The sequence below is a fragment of the Rhodovarius sp. genome, from assembly GCF_040399605.1.
Lineage (GTDB): Bacteria > Pseudomonadota > Alphaproteobacteria > Acetobacterales > Acetobacteraceae > Rhodovarius > Rhodovarius crocodyli_A.
The window spans coordinates 1-16,451 of record NZ_JBBARU010000013.1 but is presented as its reverse complement, the minus strand read 5'-3'; the positions used below and the strand labels follow the sequence as shown (position 1 = coordinate 16,451).

At 67.7% G+C, this 16,451-nt stretch carries 17 protein-coding genes; 6 read left to right on the top strand and 11 right to left on the bottom strand.

Annotated features, from left to right (window positions below):
- Positions 1-13: 13 nt before the first annotated feature.
- Both ABWP84_RS06130 and ABWP84_RS06125 read right to left on the bottom strand, forming a co-directional pair.
- Positions 14-1,609 carry a cisplatin damage response ATP-dependent DNA ligase gene (locus ABWP84_RS06130; RefSeq protein ID WP_353211123.1) on the bottom strand — a complete coding sequence of 532 codons (1,596 nt, stop codon included), beginning with the start codon at positions 1,607-1,609 and terminating at the stop codon, positions 14-16.
- Positions 1,606-2,619 carry a ligase-associated DNA damage response exonuclease gene (locus ABWP84_RS06125; RefSeq protein ID WP_353211122.1) on the bottom strand — a complete coding sequence of 338 codons (1,014 nt, stop codon included), beginning with the start codon at positions 2,617-2,619 and terminating at the stop codon, positions 1,606-1,608. The genes ABWP84_RS06130 and ABWP84_RS06125 overlap by 4 nt, the downstream gene beginning before the upstream one ends.
- Between ABWP84_RS06125 and ABWP84_RS06120 the strand changes: the two genes are divergently transcribed.
- Complete coding sequence (locus tag ABWP84_RS06120; RefSeq protein WP_353211121.1) at positions 2,608-5,169, top strand: ligase-associated DNA damage response DEXH box helicase; 2,562 nt, start codon at positions 2,608-2,610, stop codon at positions 5,167-5,169. The genes ABWP84_RS06125 and ABWP84_RS06120 overlap by 12 nt on opposite strands.
- Entirely contained in the window at positions 5,166-5,861 is a 696-nt protein-coding gene (pdeM, locus tag ABWP84_RS06115) for a ligase-associated DNA damage response endonuclease PdeM (RefSeq protein WP_353211120.1), read from the top strand. Before ABWP84_RS06120 ends, pdeM begins: the two co-directional genes overlap by 4 nt.
- Here the strand turns inward: pdeM and ABWP84_RS06110 are convergent.
- A complete protein-coding gene (locus tag ABWP84_RS06110) occupies positions 5,854-6,414 on the bottom strand; it encodes a fasciclin domain-containing protein (protein WP_353211119.1) in 561 nt (186 codons plus the stop codon). The genes pdeM and ABWP84_RS06110 overlap by 8 nt on opposite strands.
- A gap of 161 nt (positions 6,415-6,575) precedes the next feature.
- Complete coding sequence (locus ABWP84_RS06105; RefSeq protein ID WP_353211118.1) at positions 6,576-7,553, bottom strand: tripartite tricarboxylate transporter substrate binding protein; 978 nt, start codon at positions 7,551-7,553, stop codon at positions 6,576-6,578.
- Positions 7,554-7,644: 91 nt separating this feature from the next.
- On the opposite strand from ABWP84_RS06105, the gene ABWP84_RS06100 reads away from it, so the two are divergent.
- Positions 7,645-8,718, top strand: coding sequence for a mandelate racemase/muconate lactonizing enzyme family protein (locus tag ABWP84_RS06100; RefSeq protein ID WP_353211117.1), 1,074 nt, complete (start codon positions 7,645-7,647; stop codon positions 8,716-8,718).
- Here the strand turns inward: ABWP84_RS06100 and ABWP84_RS06095 are convergent, their stop codons facing one another.
- On the bottom strand, positions 8,719-9,747 hold the full coding sequence (locus ABWP84_RS06095) for an amidohydrolase family protein (protein WP_353211116.1): 1,029 nt from the start codon (positions 9,745-9,747) through the stop codon (positions 8,719-8,721). It abuts the gene before it with no gap.
- A 338-nt stretch (positions 9,748-10,085) separates the two neighbouring features.
- Between ABWP84_RS06095 and ABWP84_RS06090 the strand changes: the two genes are divergently transcribed.
- Positions 10,086-10,814: a sulfite exporter TauE/SafE family protein gene (locus ABWP84_RS06090; protein ID WP_353211115.1), complete on the top strand. Its 729-nt coding sequence runs from the start codon at positions 10,086-10,088 to the stop codon at positions 10,812-10,814.
- 1 nt (position 10,815) lies between these two features.
- Here the strand turns inward: ABWP84_RS06090 and ABWP84_RS06085 are convergent, their stop codons facing one another.
- Positions 10,816-11,325: an MOSC domain-containing protein gene (locus ABWP84_RS06085; protein WP_353211114.1), complete on the bottom strand. Its 510-nt coding sequence runs from the start codon at positions 11,323-11,325 to the stop codon at positions 10,816-10,818.
- Positions 11,326-11,455: 130 nt separating this feature from the next.
- On the opposite strand from ABWP84_RS06085, the gene ABWP84_RS06080 reads away from it, so the two are divergent.
- Positions 11,456-11,791 (top strand): FKBP-type peptidyl-prolyl cis-trans isomerase, encoded by a 336-nt coding sequence (locus ABWP84_RS06080; protein WP_353211113.1) that lies wholly within the window; start codon positions 11,456-11,458, stop codon positions 11,789-11,791.
- A gap of 335 nt (positions 11,792-12,126) precedes the next feature.
- Here the strand turns inward: ABWP84_RS06080 and ABWP84_RS06075 are convergent, their stop codons facing one another.
- Positions 12,127-12,258 (bottom strand): hypothetical protein, encoded by a 132-nt coding sequence (locus ABWP84_RS06075; RefSeq protein ID WP_353211112.1) that lies wholly within the window; start codon positions 12,256-12,258, stop codon positions 12,127-12,129.
- On the opposite strand from ABWP84_RS06075, the gene ABWP84_RS06070 reads away from it, so the two are divergent.
- On the top strand, positions 12,237-12,464 hold the full coding sequence (locus ABWP84_RS06070; RefSeq protein ID WP_353211111.1) for a hypothetical protein: 228 nt from the start codon (positions 12,237-12,239) through the stop codon (positions 12,462-12,464). The genes ABWP84_RS06075 and ABWP84_RS06070 overlap by 22 nt on opposite strands.
- 16 nt (positions 12,465-12,480) lie before the next feature.
- Here the strand turns inward: ABWP84_RS06070 and lpxK are convergent, their stop codons facing one another.
- The 4 genes from lpxK to ABWP84_RS06050 all read right to left on the bottom strand — a co-directional run.
- Complete coding sequence (lpxK, locus tag ABWP84_RS06065; RefSeq protein WP_353211162.1) at positions 12,481-13,467, bottom strand: tetraacyldisaccharide 4'-kinase; 987 nt, start codon at positions 13,465-13,467, stop codon at positions 12,481-12,483.
- The gene (locus ABWP84_RS06060) at positions 13,467-14,777 is read right to left on the bottom strand and encodes a 3-deoxy-D-manno-octulosonic acid transferase (protein ID WP_353211110.1); all 1,311 of its coding nucleotides are present in this window, start codon (positions 14,775-14,777) and stop codon (positions 13,467-13,469) included. The genes lpxK and ABWP84_RS06060 overlap by 1 nt, the downstream gene beginning before the upstream one ends.
- Positions 14,774-15,466, bottom strand: a complete 693-nt coding sequence (locus ABWP84_RS06055) for a lysophospholipid acyltransferase family protein (RefSeq protein WP_353211109.1) — start codon at positions 15,464-15,466, stop codon at positions 14,774-14,776. Before ABWP84_RS06055 ends, ABWP84_RS06060 begins: the two co-directional genes overlap by 4 nt.
- A gap of 66 nt (positions 15,467-15,532) precedes the next feature.
- Positions 15,533-16,451 (bottom strand): glycosyltransferase family 1 protein (locus tag ABWP84_RS06050; RefSeq protein WP_353211108.1); only part of this gene is annotated, 919 nt, incomplete at its 5' end.

The window sequence follows — 16,451 nt, the reverse complement described above, 5'->3', positions numbered from 1 at the left end:
GTGAGGCGGGTATTCAACCGCCAGGGATCATCGCAAGCAATGTCTCCAGCCTATCCGCCTCCACCGCTGGCTTGTCGCGGCGGATGCGGGCAATGCGCGGAAAGCGCATGGCCACACCCGATTTGTGCCGGGGCGAGCGCTGCGCCGCATCGAACTCCACCTCCAGCACCAGGCCAGGCTCCACCTCACGCACCGGCCCGAAGCGGTTAGTGGTGTGCTCGCGCACCCATTTGTCGAGGAAGAGCAGGTCCTGATCGGTAAAGCCGGAATAGGCCTTGCCCACCGGCACCAACTCCATCTCGCCGCCCTCAGCCTCGCGCCACAGGCCAAACGTATAGTCGGAATAAAAGCTCGAACGCTTGCCATGGCCGCGCTGGGCATACATCAGCACGGCGTCGACATTCTGGGTGCCGCGCTTCCATTTCCACCATTTGCCGCGCATGCGGCCTGGCTCATAGGCGCTGTCGCGCCGTTTGAGCATCAGCCCCTCCATGCTGGCTGCCCGCGCGCCGGCCCGCAGCGCCTCCAAGCCTGCGAAATCCTCGAAATCGATCAGCGCCGAGAGATCCATCCGCGCCGGCTGGGCGCGCGCATGCCATGCCTCCAGCCGCGCCCTGCGGGCGTCGAAGGGCAGGGGGCGGAGATCCTCGCCGCCCTCGAAGAGCAGGTCATAAAGCCGCACCGCCACCGGGTAATCGGCCAGCATTTTCGCACTCGGCGATTTGCGATTGAGCCGCTGCTGTAAATCCGAAAACGGCGCTACAACCCCGTCGCGCACCACCAGCAATTCGCCATCCGCCACCGCGTGAAAATCCATCGCCTGGATAATCTCGGGGAAGCTCGCGGAAATATCCTCAGCCCCGCGCGACCAGAGCCGCCGCCCCCCGGGCACGGCGGTGAGCTGCACGCGAATGCCATCCCATTTCCACTCCGCCGTCCAATCCCCCGGGGCGAGCGAGATCAGATCCGCCTCCTCCAGCGGATGGGCGAGCATGAGCGGGCGAAAAATCGGCGCCCCCGCCGGATCAGGCCGCGTCCCCCGCCCCTCCAGCCAGTCAAACAGCGCGATGTATGGCGGCGGCACCCCATGCCACAGTTCCTCAATCTCATTGACCGGCTGGCCCGACCATTCCGCCAGCGCCGTCTTGGCCAGCCGGGCGGAGGCACCAACCCGCAATCCGCCGGTGACCAGCTTGATCAGCGCCAGCCGCGCCCCGGCATCCAGCCCATCCAGCCAGCGGGCGATGATGGCCGGCACCTCAGCCCCCGCCGCCATCTCCAGCGTCTCCACCACCTCGGCCAGGCCAGGCGGGGGCGCATTGGCCCGCGCATCATCGGGCCAGAGCAGCGCGATGGTCTCGGCCAGATCGCCCACGTAATCATAACTCATGGCGAAGAGTGCCGGGTCGGTGCGGGTCGCGATCAATTCACGAAACAGGCCGGGCTTGGCGGTGCGAAAAGACAATTCTCCGGCGATGGCGGCCAGACCCAGGCCGCGATCAGGGTCAGGCTGCGTCTCGAACCATTGCCGCAACAGCGCCAGCTTGGCGTTACGCCCAGGAGAGAAGAGCAGCCGCTCCAACAGGGTGGCGAAGGCGGGAATGCTCATTCCCCCTCCTCCTCGCGGCCGACAAGATGCAAGGCCCGGCCCAGAATGCCTTGGCCTGCAAGCGCATGGATCAGCGCATCCTCCCGCCCATGGGTGATCCAGATCTCCGGCGCCTGAACATCCTCCGCGGTGGCCAGCAGCTCCGGCCAATCGGCATGGTCGGAGATCACCATGGGCAATTCCACCCCACCCTGCTTGGCGCGCTGGCGCAGCCGCATCCAGCCCGAGGCCATGCAGAGCACGGGTTCAGCGAGGCGCCTGGCCCATTTATCGGCAACCGCGCTGGGCGGCCCGAGCACGATGGCACCCACCAACGCCGATTTATTCGCCACCGTCGCCGGCAAGAGCGGCCCGAGCGAGACGCCAAATTCCTCATACAGCGCGCAAAGCGGCGCCAGCGCGCCATGCAGATAGATCGGCGCCTCCCAGCCCGCCGCGCGCAGCATGGCGATCATCCGCTGCGCCTTGCCCAGCGAATAGGCGCCGATGACATGCGTGCGCCCCGGAAACAACGCCACGCTGTCGAGCAGCTTCTGCACCTCGCCAGAAGCCGGCGGATGGGTAAAGACCGGCAGGGCGAAGGTGGCCTCGGTGACGAAGACATCGCAAGGCACCGGCTCAAAGCCCGGGCAGGTGGGGTCATAGCGCCGTTTATAATCGCCGCTGACCACCGCGCGTGCGCCCTGCCACTCCATCACCACCTGCGCGCTGCCCAGCACATGCCCCGCCGGGCGTAGCGTGACAATGACACCATTCAGTTCAAGCCTCTCGCCAAAGCCCAGCGCCTGCTGGGTGATGCCAGCTCGCCCTTCGCCCATCCGCACCCGCATCACCGCCAGCGTCTCGGCCGTGGCCAGCACCGCGCTATGGCCGGGGCGGGCATGGTCGCTATGGCCATGGGTGATGATGGCGCGCTCCACCGGGCGCGATGGGTCGATGTAAAAATCGCCCGGCTCGCACCATAGCCCAGCCGGGGTCACGCGCAGCCAGGTTTGCGGATGAGGCGGCACGGTGTATGGACCCCCGTTGTGAGAACATTGCCAGAACGCTTTCAGAATTGGTTCGCCGCGCGCGGATGGCAACCCCGCTTGCACCAATTGGCCATGCTGGCCGCCGCGCGCGAGGGCGTCTGTACCCTGCTCATTGCCCCCACCGGCGGTGGCAAGACCTTGGCGGGTTTCCTGCCCTCCCTGGTCGAATTGGCGGAAAACCCCTTCGAGGGCCTGCACACAATCTATATCTCGCCGCTCAAGGCGCTGGCGGTGGATATCGCCCGCAACCTGATGGCGCCGGTCGAGGAGATGGGCCTGCCCATCAGCATCGAAACCCGCACCGGCGACACCCCGGCCAATCGCCGCGCCCGGCAGCGCGAGAAGCCGCCCAATATCCTGCTCACCACCCCCGAATCCCTTACCCTGCTGCTCAGCCTGGCCGATGCGGATGTGATGTTCGCCACGCTGCGCTGCGTCGTGCTGGATGAAATCCACGCTTTGGCCGGCACCAAGCGCGGCGACCAGCTTTTCCTGGCCCTCTCGCGCCTGACCAGCCTCGCCCCCCAGGCGCGCCATGTCGGGCTTTCCGCCACGGTCGCCCATCCTGAGGCGCTGCGGGCGCATGTCTCCCGCCATGCCAAGCCTGAGGATGTGCGCCTCATCACCGTGGCCGGCGGTGCTGCGCCCGACATCACCATTCAACTCCCCGAAGGCCGCCTGCCCTGGGGCGGCCATATGGGCCTGGCCTCGGCACCGGAAATCTACCGCGCCATCGCCGCGAGCGGCGTGACCATCGTCTTCGTCAATACCCGCGCCCAGGCCGAACTGGTCTTCGCCGCACTGTGGAAACTCAATGAGGAGAGCCTGCCCATCGCCCTCCATCATGGCAGCCTCACGGTGGAGCAGCGCCGCAAGGTGGAGGCCGCGATGGCCGCCGGCAAACTGCGCGGCGTGGTCGCCACCGCCAGCCTCGATCTGGGTATCGACTGGGGCGCGGTGGACCAGGTGGTGCAGGTGGGCGCGCCCAAGGGCGTCTCCCGCCTGCTGCAAAGGGTGGGCCGGGCCAATCACCGCATGGATGAGCCCTCCCGCGCCATGCTGGTGCCAGCCAATCGTTTCGAGGTGATCGAATGCATGGCCAGCATCGAGGCCGTGGCCGCCGGCAAGCAGGATGGTGAAGCACCGCGCCCGGGTGGCCTCGATGTCCTGGCCCAGCACATCCTGGCCATGGCCTGCCACGCGCCCTTCCACCCCGATGCGCTCTTCGCCGAAATCCGCCAGGCCGCCCCCTATGCCGCCCTGACCCGGCGCGATTTCGATGACACGCTGCGCTTTGTCGAGGATGGCGGCTATGCGCTCCGCTCCTATGAACGCTTCGCCAAACTCTTCCGCGATGCTGAGGGCCTGGTGCATATCCGCGGCCCGGTGGTGGCGCGGCAATTGCGGATGAATCTCGGCACCATCATCGAGACGCCGCTGGTCAAGCTCCGCATGCGCGGCGGCCCCTATCTGGGCGAGGTGGAGGAATGGTTCATCTCCACCCTGCGGGCCGGCGATAATTTCCTCTTCGCCGGCCAGGTGCTGCGCTTCGAGGCGATGGAGGCCAATGCCGCCCTGGTCGGCCGCGGTGGCGATGGCGAGGCCCGCGTGCCCACCTATGCCGGCAGCCGCATGCCGCTCACCACCTATCTCGCCGCCGAGGTGCGGGCCATCCTGCATGACCAAAGCCGCTGGCCCGCCTTGCCCGAAGAGGTGCGTGAATGGCTCGCGATGCAGGCGCTGCGCAGCGTGCTGCCCGCCCCCGATGAACTCCTCGTCGAGGTCTTCCCGCGCGGGGAAAAATTCTTCCTCGTCGCCTATTGCTTCGAGGGGCGGCTGGCGCATCAAACCCTGGGCATGCTGATCACCAAGCGAATGGAAAAGCTGGGCTATGGCCCGCTCGGCTATGTCGGCACCGATTACGTGCTGGCGGTGTGGAGCGCCTTCGAGCCAGTGGATGTGCAGCCGCTCTTCGAGGAGGATATCCTCGGCGAGGAGTTGGAGGAATGGATCAATGAAAGCTCCATGCTCCGCCGCACCTTTCGCAACATCGCCACCATCGCGGGGCTGCTGGAAAAACATCACCCGGGCCAGGAAAAATCCGGCCGCGCCATGACGGTCAATGCCGACCTCATCTACGATGTTCTCCGCCGGCATGAGCCCGACCATGTGCTGCTGCGCGCCACCCGCGCCGAGGCCGCGGCGGGGCTCACCGATATCGGCCGCATCGCCACGCTGCTGGCCCGGGTGCGCCAGAATATCCGCCATATCCGGCTCGACCGCGTCTCGCCCCTGGCGGTGCCCGCACTCATCGAGGAGGGGCGCGAATGGGTCGCCGGTGGCGCCGAGGATGCGCTGCTGGCCGAAGCCGCTGCCCTGGTGCATGACGCGACCGATGGCGCTGAGATGTTTTCCGAATCGCTGGCCGTGGTGAGCGAGGACCCCACCCCTCGGCCGCGGCGAGAGACGCCTAAGGCCCCGCGCCGGAACAGGTTTATTCGCGCGGCCCCTAAAGCGGCCCGGCGATGATCGCAGCCCCCTTGCACATTGCCGGCGAGCGCCTGATGCTCTGCCCCTCGGGCGTCCTGCTCTGGCCCGCCCAGCGGCTTCTCGCCGTGGCGGATTTGCACCTTGAAAAGGCCAGCCACCACGCTGCCCGCGGCCGCATGCTGCCGCCCTATGACACGCGCGAGACGCTCTCCCGCCTGGCGCAGGCCCTGCGGCGGCACGCGCCCAGCCGGGTGGTGCTGCTGGGCGACAGTTTCCACGATGCGAGTGCCGAGCAACGCATGGCAGCCGAGGATAGGGCCATGCTGCTCCGCCTGCTCGGCGCGCTCGATGTCACCTGGGTGCTGGGCAATCATGATCCGGTGCTGCCCATAAGCCTGCCCGGCCAGGCGATGGAGAGCCTGACGCTCGGCCCCATCACCTTCCGCCATATCGGCGGCGCGCCGCTCGCCCGATACAATGAGGTGGAGGTGAGCGGCCATTTCCACCCCAAGGCCAGCCTTGAGACCCGGGCCGGCGCCATCTCCCGCCCCTGCTTCCTGGCCGACCCCCGCCGGGTGGTGCTGCCGGCCTTTGGCGCCTTCACCGGCGGGCTGGATGTGCGCGACCCCGCCCTGGCGGCCTTCGCGCCCCGCGGCGGGCGGGTTTTTCTATTGGGCCGAGACCGGCTCTATTCAGCACCCCTCGGCCCCAACCGCCTCCCGGTTATTTGAGCAGGGCCACATCGATGGGCAGAATGACACCATTCGCCGCCATCACCACCGGCATCAGAATCGTCGCCGGGCTTGGCCGGTTTATGCCACCCACCCCAGGCCCCACATCATCGGCCAGGGTGACGCGCAAACTATCCTGCGGCGTGCGCTCGACCTTCAGCCCGGTGCCGTTGCGGCTGCGCAGGATCGTGCTGGGCGCCGTGAAGCTCGACAGGGGATACACCCCTTCGACGATATGCAGGTTCACGAGCGCGGCCAGCGACCCGGCATCGCCCGCCGAAGCACTCGGACCACCCGCTACCCCGGTAAATCCAGCCCGCAGCGTGGCGGGAATGGTGTTCACCCCCGCATCGGTGGGCGCGAAGACGGTGAATCGTCCCGCACCGCGCAGCAGATTCAGGGCTGGGCTGCGCTCGAGCAACTCCATGAAGCTGGCGAAGCGGCCATCGGCCATCATCGCATCCGGAATGGCAGCGCTGGGCTGTGCCCGAAGAATGCTGGGCGCGCTCAGGGCCAGGCCGGCGGCAGCGAGGATTTGGCGGCGAAGTGCCATGTTCAGTTGTCCCATGCGTGTTGCTATGGGATGTGAACGTGGAAGATGGCGTAGGGTTTCAGCGTTGCCCCGCGCCCGCCCAATAGAAATGCCGAACCGGCGTAAACCCAACCGCGAGGTCAGGCTGGCTGCGCCTTGGGCTGATGCCCAGGCCGGCCTGCTCACTCGCCCTGAATATTGCCCCGGCGGATGACCTCGCCCCATTTGGTCAATTCCGAGGCGATAAAGGCAGCAAACTCGGCACGCGAATTGCCGCCGGGCACGGCGCCTTGGTCATTGAGCAGCCGCGCCACCTCAGGGTCGCGCAGCGCCCCGGCGGCGGCGCGGTGGAGCAGCACCAGGATAGGCTCCGGCACCCGGGCAGGGGCCACTATGCCATGCCAGTTCGAGGCATCGACAGAAGGCATGCCAAGCTCCGCCATGGTGGGCACATCAGGGATCCATGGCAGCCTCGCACTCGCCCCCACGGCGAGGGCACGCAGCACCCCCGAGCGGATATGCGGCAGCAGAATCGGCAGATCGGCAAAGCCCAGCTGTGCCTCATTCTGCACCACCGCCATGGTCAGCGGCGCGCCGCCACGATAGGCTACATGGGTGAGCTGAATGCCCGCTGCCGCCTGCAATTGCTCGGCCGCCAGATGCGGCATGCTGCCAGGGCCGGAGGAGGCGTAGTTCAGCGCCCCCGGCCGCGCCCGGGCGGCGGCGATCAGCTCGGCCATGCTGCGATAGGGCAGGGCGGCATGCACCACCAATGGCTCGGGCACCAGCACGCCCAGGGTGATGGCTGCGAGGTCGCGCAGCGGGTCATAGGGCGTGCCGCGCGGCAGCCGGGGCGAAATGGCCAGCGCGCCGGCCGAGGCGATGGAGATGGTATAACCATCCGCCGGGGCGCGCACCGCGGCCTCCACCCCGGTCACCCCGCCGGCGCCCACGCGGTTTTCCACCACCACGGGCTGGCCCAGCGTCACCTGCATGCGCGGCGCCATGATGCGGGCCACGATGTCGGACGGCCCACCCGGGGCAAAGGGCACGATGAAGCGAACCGGCCTTGTTGGGAAATTCTCCTGCGCTCGCGCCGGAATGCTACCCAGCAGAACCGGCAGGGCGGCCAGCAAGGCCAGGGATGTGATGCGCCACATGGCAGAATTCCTCCATGGCCTGGGTTTCATGCCCGAAGCCTTGGGGCCAGTATTAGCCAGAGACGGTCAAGTCGGAAGGGTGGGGATAGCCATGAAGATCACGCGTATCGAAAGCCGCATTCAGCGCAGCAGCTTCACCTATGGCGCTGGCAGCAGCGGTGTGGGCGGCAATTTGCATCTGCGCGGCATGGACACGCTGGTGGTGCGGGTCGAAACCGAGGATGGGCTGCATGGCTGGGGCGAGGGGTTTGGCTTCAACCTCGTGGACACCACCAAGGACGCGCTGGACCGCCTGATCGCCCCCGCCGCCATCGGCCAGGACGCGACAAGGCCCGCCGCATTGTCGTTGATGCTGCAGCGGCGCTTCCATAATTTCGGCCGCAGCGGCCCGGTGACCTTTGCGATCTCCGCCATCGACATCGCGCTATGGGATTTGGCAGGCAAGCGCGCGGGCAAGCCGCTGCATGCGCTGCTGGGCTCGGCAGCGCGCGAGCGGGTTGAGGCCTATGCCAGCCTGCTGCGCTATGGCGTGCCCGAGGATGTGGCGCGCAACACCCGCGAGGCGGTGGCGCGCGGCTATGCCCGGATCAAGCTGCATGAGGTGGATCTGGCCTGCATCCGCGCCGCCCGCGCCGCCGCCCCGCCTGAGGTGCCCCTTATGCTCGACATCAATTGCGCCTGGGGCAGCGAGGCGGAGGCGATGGATTTCTGCCGCGCGGTGGAGGGAATGAACATCGCCTGGGTGGAGGAGCCGATCTGGCCGCCCGAGGATCTCACCGGCATCGCCACCGTGCGCAATGCGGCGCGCTGCCCCATTGCGGGCGGCGAGAATATCGGCTCGCCCGAGGAGTTCGGCCGCTTCTTTGCCGCTGGTGCCCTGGATGTGGCCCAGCCCAGCGTGACCAAGATCGGCGGCCTCACCGCCATGCGCCAGGTGGCGGAACTCGCCCGGTTGGCGGGCGTGGAACTGGTGCCCCATTGCCCCTATTTCGGCCCCGGCCTGCTGGCCAGCCTGCATTTCCTGGCTGCGGCAGAGGAGGCGCAGCCGATCGAGATCTATTATGCCGATCTGCAGGCCGCGCCCTATGGTAAGGCGCTCGACCCCGTGGCCGGCCATATAGCGGTGCCCACGGGGCCAGGCCTCGGGCTCGACCCCGCCTGGTGATCAGCCCAGCCGGTAGAAGCGTGCCGCACTGCCCCAGAACAGCGCGTCCTTCTCCTCAGCAGAGGCCCCCGCAGCCAAGCGCTTGAAGGCGTTCCAGCCCACGGCATAGCTGAAGCCGCCCTTATCGACCGGGAAATTGCTCTCGAACATGCACCGCGCGGGTCCGAAGCGGGTGATGATCTCCTCTATCCAGGGCCGCCAGGCGGCGGCAAGGGTGACGGAATCGGGGGCCGTGGCGCCCTCCTCCAGCCCAAAGCCGGGCAGGCGCATGCCAAGCCCGCCCAGCTTGACCATCACATTGGGGCAGGTGGCCAATTCGGCGATGGCGGCCTGCCAGCGGGTCCAGACTTCCTCGCGCATCTGCGCATAGCGGCCGATGCCCAGCACGCCGCCGCAATGGTTCAGCACGATGGGCAATTGCGGAAAGGCCCGCGCCAGCGCGGTCAGTTCCGGAATCTGGTGGAAATACAGCCAGGCATCAAAGCTCAGCCCCATCTCGCCCAGCACGGCGATGCCCTGGCGGAAATCTTCCCGCTCCAGCATGCGCTCCGGCGGCGCATAGGCCGGGTTCAGCAGCCCCGGATCAGGGTCCCAGCAGGCGATGTGGCGGATGCCGCGAAAGCGCCCGCCCGCCGCTGCCGCATGCGCCTCCAGCACCGGGCGGACCGCCGCCCCCAGCATCAGATTGGCCTGGGAGACGATACCGGCGCAGACCCTGACATCGCCATAAAGCCCGCTGTCGCACATGGCCGCCACGCCGGCGGCGAATTCCGTCTCGCCCACCGGGCGCATCGCCTCGGGCCCCGCGGCCCGCGAAAAAGAGCGGCTGGACTGCACCAGCACCGTGGCCCGAACATCATGGCCCGAGCGGATATCGGCCAGCATCTCATCGAGCAGATAGCGCCAGCCGGCACGCTCCCAGAGGTGGTGATGGGGGTCGATGATCCGCTGGCCGGGGTCGAGAATCGCCTCGGAGGTGGTGGCCAGCCAATCCTCGCGAATTGGTATCTGGTGCTGGTGGCCGCTCATTGCTTGCTCCCTTTCAACTACAGGAAGGCAGGGGAGGCATGTGCGGGCTTTCAGCCCCGATCCTCCGCCAGCCCTCCGCAACAGGCGGATAGGCCCGTTCATCCCGATGATATTATTGAAAATCAATGATGGTCCAGCAGGTGCTGGCAAAAGCGTCCTCGGGCCCCGCGCGCATGGGGCGCTTGCGGCCGCTGGGCTAGCTTGCCAGGGCCAGCTGTGCTGGCGTGTTGGCGTGGTCAATCCCCCAGCATCAGCCGAACAATCCATGGAAAAGCCCGGCGCATGCCGCGCGGGGCTGTCCTGTTCGACCGATGCCATTGCCTCGTGGCCATCAATTGATGGCTGACATCGCCCTCAGCCTTGCCATGCTGTTCTTCGCCGGGTTGCTGCGCGGCTTCTCGGGGTTTGGCTTCGCCATTGCCGCCATGCCGCTGCTCAGCCTGCTGCATCCGCCGGCCGATGTGGTGCCGGTGGTGATGCTCTTGCAATTGGCCGTCAGCCTGCAGGGGCTGCGTGGTGCCTGGGCAGTGGCGGATAAACCCTCGCTCGGCCGGCTCGCCCTGGGGGCGGCGTTGACCACCCCCTTGGGCCTTTGGGCACTGACCATGCTGCCGGCAGCGCCCGTGCGCCTGGCCATCGCCGTGCTGGTGGGGCTGACAGTGGCCATTCTGGGCGGTGGCTTCAGCCTCAGCCGCACGCCGCGTGGGCCCCTTGTGCTGGTCTTTGGCGCGATGTCGGGGCTGTGCAATGGGCTGGCCGCCATGCCAGGCCCGCCGGTGATCGCCATGTATCTGGCATCGCCCATGCGCGCCGAGGCGGGGCGGGGTGCCATGATCGTGCTCTTCATGCTGACCGCCCTGGCCGGGCTGGTGCCGCTGGCTTTGCTCGGGCGCATCGATGGCCAGGTCGCGCTCTTGGCGCTGGCGGGGCTGCCGGAGGTCTGGCTGGGCTCGGCGCTGGGTGCGGCGCTCTATGCCCGCAGCCCCGATGCGCGCTACCGCCGGGTGGCCTTGTGGGTGCTAGCGGCCACGGCGGTGGCGATGGCGGCCAGGGTCCTCTGGAACTGAACTATAATGGCGTGAGCCTATCGCCCAGCCGTAAGGCACCCCCCTCCAGCACCCGGGCATTGATGCCGCCATGCCCGCGCAGCGCATTATAGCCGCCGGGGCCAAATTCTTCCTCCATGCGCGAGCAGGGATGGCATTCACCGCTATATTCCAGCAGCGCTCCGCCGAGGCGAAATGGCCTTCCCTTCAGCGCCAGCAGGTTGATCCCCCGCACCACGATATTGCGCCGCAGCCGCTCCGGCGCCAGCGCATCCAGGCCCAGAAAATCCGCCACCGCCTGCAGATGCGCCGCCGAGACCAGCGTCACCTGCCGCCCGCCATTGCGGCTGGAGCGGTAGCGATCGCCCACCAGGCCCTGGCCCGCGATGAGTGCTGCGGTATCGACAATCTGCATGGCCGCTCGGCGCTCCGGGCGCAGGCCGATCCATGCCACCACGCCCGGGCGCATCGGCGCCTCGAACAGCGCCTGCAAGGGCGAGCCCTGGGGAAAAGCCGGATGCGCGTTTGCCATGGCCGGCCCTGCTACAGCATCGGCCGGCGGCGGCAAGCCCATACGCCAGGCCCCCCCTCACCCGCCGGGCTTGCCGCCAGGCGCCGCTGACCTGTAACTGCCGCCATCACAGCCCCAAGGGAGAGCGACCATGACAACAGACACCACCATCGGCACCGGCGCTGAGGCGACTGCCGGGCAGCAGATCAGCGTGCATTACACCGGCTGGCTCTATGACCCCGCGGCACCGGAGAATAAGGGCCGGAAGTTCGACAGCTCGCGTGATCGCGGTCAGCCCTTCGAATTCACCCTCGGCGTGGGCCAGGTGATCGGCGGCTGGGACCAGGGCTTTGCCGGCATGAAGGTGGGCGGCAGCCGCACCCTCGTGATTCCACCGGAGCTGGGCTATGGCGCGCGTGGCGCTGGCGGCGTTATTCCGCCCAATGCGACGCTGCTTTTTGAGGTGGAATTGCTCGGCGTCGGTTAAAAAACCAGGGCTGCTGGGGCGGCGCTGGGACACGAATAGGGCGCTAGAGCATCATCCGTTCAAACGGAATCGTTTGAGCGGATAAAGATGCTCGGCAAACAAAAGCTTAGAGCCTGTGCAGTGACCCGAGGCGAACGGAACAGGCTCTAAAGCAAGCACGAGGGGCTTAGCCCCTCGAGCACCCCAGCAGGAAACTCAGTTTCCTGCACCTTCGTTAGATTTTTGATTTAAATACTCAAAGGTCCAGGACAATCGTCGACATGTATGTCGAACCGGGTGGGAGAGGGTGAGAGGGCAAAGCCTTTTCGCTACTCTGCTCCGCCATCAGCACCTGGCTAGCGCCCCACAAAGCGCTGCTGGCGCTTCTCGGCCCGTGCCAGATGGGCCGGGCCATCGCGCCGCGTCAATTCGAAGAAGGCCGCCTTGGCGGCGCGCAGCGAGAGCGGTGCCGCCTCTGCCACCGCCACCGCCGCATCCCCGGGCCGCCGCGCGCATCCGCGCCTGGTCGGGCGGCAATGCACTCACGAGGCCGAGCCCCTCCAACGCCGCCACCGCCACGCTCACGCCGGTCATCACCTGCGGCTTCTCTCTGCACCCCGAGGGCTTCTTCGACGAGAACCCCGCACACGATATCCCGCCCAGCGCCAGCAAGCTGAGTCTCAGCACCGGCTGAGCCCTTCGGCCGAGCCTCACAGCGCCAGCGGCATGCCATGCGCCAGGGGTTCTAGCAGTTCCTCAATCTGGCTGCTCTCATCCCATTCCAGCGCCACCGTCACCACGCTCACCGCTTCGCGGTATTTCTGGGGAATGCGGACGAAATCCTTGCGCGTCGTCACCGGCATGGCCCGCAGGCTCGCCGCCTCCTTCAGCAGCGTCTCCATATCGCCCTCATCAAAGGGGTAATGGTCAGCAAAGGGGGCGCGGCCGGCGAGGATGGCGCCAGCCTCCGTCAGGGTCGCGAAGAATTTCTGCGGATTGGCGATCCCGCAAAATGCCATCACCGCCCGCCCGGCCAGCGCCGCCGCCTCAGGCCCCGGCACCAGCCTTGCCCGTAACACGCGCAAGCCAGGGGGCAGGGCGGCCAGCGCGCCCGTCTCATCAGGCCCGATCAGCACCGCAGCATGGCAGCGCGCCGCCGCCGCCGCCACCGGCTCGCGCAGCGGCCCCGAGGGGATCACCCGGCCATTGCCAAAGCCATAGCCGCCATCAATGGTCAGCAGCGAGAGGTCTTTCTCCAGCGTCGGGTTTTGCAGCCCATCATCCATCACAATGGCCTGCGCCCGGGCCGCCACCGCCGCCTGCGCCCCCGCCGCGCGATCGGCCGAAACCCAGGTCGGGCGCTCATGCGCCAGCAACAGCGCCTCATCGCCCACATCGCGCACGCTGTGCAGGGTTTCCACCACCCGCACCGGCCCCTTCATGGCACCGCCATAGCCGCGCAGCAGGAATTGCGCGCCCACACCGCGCCGGGCCAAACGGCGGCCAATATCCAAGGCGAGGGTCGTCTTGCCCGCGCCGCCCGCGGTGGCATTGCCGCAGCACACCACGGGGATGGGCGCCTTCCAGCCCGGCGCCGCCATGCGCCGCGCCGTCGCGCCGGCATAGACCGCCGCGATGGGGGAGAGCAGCAGCGGGAAAATTCCCCCACCGCCCGACCAGAAACCTGGGGCGCGCATCAAGGCGTTTGGTGTTCCCGTTCCGCTTCAGGCGCCCGCACCTCGCCCCCTTGTGGGGAGGACTCCGCCGGGCGCAACCATGTCACGATCTCATCGGCCAGCCGATCCGCCGTGCCTGTCGCCTTCTGGGCAACATCATGCGCGGCTTCGGCCATCCGCTTGGCCTCGCGGGGCTTGGTTAGCACATCATGCACAGCCGCCGCCAGCGTCGCCGCATCACCTGGCTCCACCACCCGCACCGCCTGAGCCTCGCGCAGATCAAGCACCCGCTCCTGGAAATTGCCGGTATGCGGGCCGAGCAGGATGGGGCAGCCCAGCCTCGCCGGCTCCATCGGATTCTGGCCGCCATGCGGCACCAGGCTGCCGCCCACCAGGGCCACATCGGCCAGGCGGTAGAACAGGCCCAATTCACCGAGCGTATCGGCAATATGCAGCGGCCCTGGCACCTCGCCCAGCGAGCGCCGCGTGCCGCCAACCAACCCCGCCACCTCCGCCCCGCGCTCCGGATGGCGGGGGATGATGATGGTGCGCAGCCCAGGATGGCGCTCCGCCAGCAAGGCATGGGCGGCGGCAATCACCACCTCCTCGCCAGGATGGGTGCTGGCGGCGACGAAGGTCTTTCCGCCATGCCGCAACGCCTCAAGCGCCGCCGGGTCATGCGGCAACGGCGGCGCCGAGGCCTTGAGGTCGCCCGAGGGCAGCATCCCCAGCGCCCCCAAGCCGCGCAGCCTGGACTCATCATTGGTGCTTTGCGGCTGGATCAGGCTGAAGCCGCGCAGCATCCGCCGCGCCGGCCCCGGCGCCCAGCGCCGCCAGGTCTCAGCCGATTTGAACGAAATGCGCGCATTCACCAGCGCCATGGGCACCCGCACATGCTTGGTCGCCAATAGCCGGTTCGGCCAGAGTTCGGATTCGGCGAAGATCGCGATGGTGGGATTCCACCCGGCCAGAAACCGCGCCACCCAGGCCAGCACGTCAATCGGTGCATAGCGATGCTGCACCCTCTCGCGCAGATGCTCGGGCAGGCGCTCCATGGTCAGCCGCGCCGAGGTGACCGTGCCGGTGGTGAGCAGGAAATGCGCCTCGGGCAGCCGCTCGGCCAGCGCCTCGATCAGCGGCAGCAGGGAGAGCCCCTCCCCCACGCTCGCGCCATGCAGCCAGATCAGCGTGCCCGGCGGCCGATTGGGGTTGCGGCCATAGCGCTCCTCCAGCCGGGCCAATTCCTCCTTGCCACGGCCGGCCCGACGCTTCAGCCAGAAGGGGATGAAGGGCGCGGCGGCGGAGGTGGCGAAATGCCACAAAAGGCTCATAGCGGTGCTATCCCAATGGCGCGGTCAGCGGCCTCGACAATCTCGCTCAGCGCCGCCTCGATGGCGGGCAGCGCGCCCTCCGCCCCGTCGCGCGGCACCATAATGGGCGGGCCCATGCACACAATACCGCGGCCAAAGGGCAAAGGCAGCATCATCCTGTCCCAGCTTTTCAGCCGAATATGATGGCTGGAAGCCGCGGCGGTGGGCAGCACCGGCATGCCCGAAGCCGCGGCCAATTGGGCGATGCCCGGTGCTGCCCGCCGCCGCGGCCCGCGCGGGCCATCGGGGGTGATCACCACCATCGCCCCGTCACGCAATTGCCGCAGCAGCACCCGCATACCAATCGCACCGCCGCGTGAACTCGAGGCATTCACCATCTCGATCTCGAATCGGCGCACCACCTGGCCGATAAACCTCCCATCGCGATGGCGCGAGACCAGCACATGGCAGGGCCCCCGCTCCAGGGCGGGATTGCCCCGCCGCGCCCGGCGCCAGAGTGCTGGCATGAGCGGCAGGCGTTCATGCCAAAACCCGGCAATAAGCGTGGGGTGCTGCGCCAAAAGTGCCGGCAATTGCTCATGGCCCATCATCCGCCAGCGCGTGGTGGCATAGACGAAGGCAAGGTAGAGCCCAAGCAGCCATGCCCCCATCGCCTGTACGAAAGGCTTGCGTATCAGGCGTTTGAGCATGGCAGTCCATGGGGCATCCGCAACTTGGTAGCGAGCGTGAAACGCTCGCGCAACCGGGCGGCGGCTTCAAGCCACCCGGTCGCCCCGGCGGGGATGCAGGATTTCGGGCAGCAGAGCGAGTTGGCGGCGAAAGCTTGCAGCACAGGCCGGCCAGGAAAACCGCTCGGCATGGGCGCGTGCGAGGTCACGCGGGCATTGCAGCGCTGCGAGGCAGGCGGAGCGCAAATCCTCATCCAGCACGCCGCCGGGGCTATCGGCCACCACATCGAGCGGCCCCATCACCGGATAGGCCGCCACCGGCGTGCCACAGGCCATCGCCTCCAGCAGCACCAGGCCAAATGTATCGGTGCGCGAGGGAAAGACGAAGACATCGGCTGCCTTATAGGCGGCCGCCAGGCCCTCGCCCATGCGCCAGCCGGCGAAATGCACATTGGGGAAGCGCCGCGCCAATTCGGCCCGCTGCGGCCCATCACCCACCACCACTTTTGTGCCCGGCAGGTCGAGGCTGAGAAAGGCCTCGATATTCTTCTCCACCGCCACACGGCCGGCATTGAGAAAGATCGGCCGCGGCAGATCGGCGAAATCATCCGAGGGCCCGGGCGAAAACAGCGACAGATCCACGCCGCGCGTCCAGGGCAGCACGCGCTTGAAGCCCCGGCTCACCAATTCGGAGTGCAGGCTCGGGGTTGCGGCAAAAGTGCCGGCCCCGGCATTGTGGAAGCGGCGCATCACCGCCCAGGCCATGCGCGGGGGAATGCCGGTGCGGGCGTGCAGATATTCCGGAAAGCGGGTGTGGAAGCTGGTGGTGAACGGCCAGCCCCGGCGCAGGCATAGCGCCCGCATCGCCCAGCCGAGCGGGCCTTCGGTGGCGATATGCACCGCAGTCGGGCCAAAGCTCTCAGCCAGACGGGCCAGGCGAAAGCGCGGCAGCAGCGCCAGCCGAATCTCCGGATAGCTCGGCATGGGCAGGGTGGGAAAACGATCA

Excerpts from the sequence above, each read along its gene's own strand:
- ABWP84_RS06130 (WP_353211123.1), bottom strand. The coding sequence starts at position 1,609 with ATGAGCATTCCCGCCTTCGCCACCCTGTTGGAGCGGCTGCTCTTCTCT.
- ABWP84_RS06120 (WP_353211121.1), top strand. The coding sequence starts at position 2,608 with ATGAGGCGGCACGGTGTATGGACCCCCGTTGTGAGAACATTGCCAGAA.
- pdeM (WP_353211120.1), top strand. The coding sequence starts at position 5,166 with ATGATCGCAGCCCCCTTGCACATTGCCGGCGAGCGCCTGATGCTCTGC.
- ABWP84_RS06110 (WP_353211119.1), bottom strand. The coding sequence starts at position 6,414 with ATGGCACTTCGCCGCCAAATCCTCGCTGCCGCCGGCCTGGCCCTGAGC.
- ABWP84_RS06105 (WP_353211118.1), bottom strand. The coding sequence starts at position 7,553 with ATGTGGCGCATCACATCCCTGGCCTTGCTGGCCGCCCTGCCGGTTCTG.
- ABWP84_RS06100 (WP_353211117.1), top strand. The coding sequence starts at position 7,645 with ATGAAGATCACGCGTATCGAAAGCCGCATTCAGCGCAGCAGCTTCACC.
- ABWP84_RS06095 (WP_353211116.1), bottom strand. The coding sequence starts at position 9,747 with ATGAGCGGCCACCAGCACCAGATACCAATTCGCGAGGATTGGCTGGCC.
- ABWP84_RS06090 (WP_353211115.1), top strand. The coding sequence starts at position 10,086 with ATGGCTGACATCGCCCTCAGCCTTGCCATGCTGTTCTTCGCCGGGTTG.
- ABWP84_RS06085 (WP_353211114.1), bottom strand. The coding sequence starts at position 11,325 with ATGGCAAACGCGCATCCGGCTTTTCCCCAGGGCTCGCCCTTGCAGGCG.
- ABWP84_RS06080 (WP_353211113.1), top strand. The coding sequence starts at position 11,456 with ATGACAACAGACACCACCATCGGCACCGGCGCTGAGGCGACTGCCGGG.
- lpxK (WP_353211162.1), bottom strand. The coding sequence starts at position 13,467 with ATGCGCGCCCCAGGTTTCTGGTCGGGCGGTGGGGGAATTTTCCCGCTG.
- ABWP84_RS06060 (WP_353211110.1), bottom strand. The coding sequence starts at position 14,777 with ATGAGCCTTTTGTGGCATTTCGCCACCTCCGCCGCCGCGCCCTTCATC.
- ABWP84_RS06055 (WP_353211109.1), bottom strand. The coding sequence starts at position 15,466 with ATGCTCAAACGCCTGATACGCAAGCCTTTCGTACAGGCGATGGGGGCA.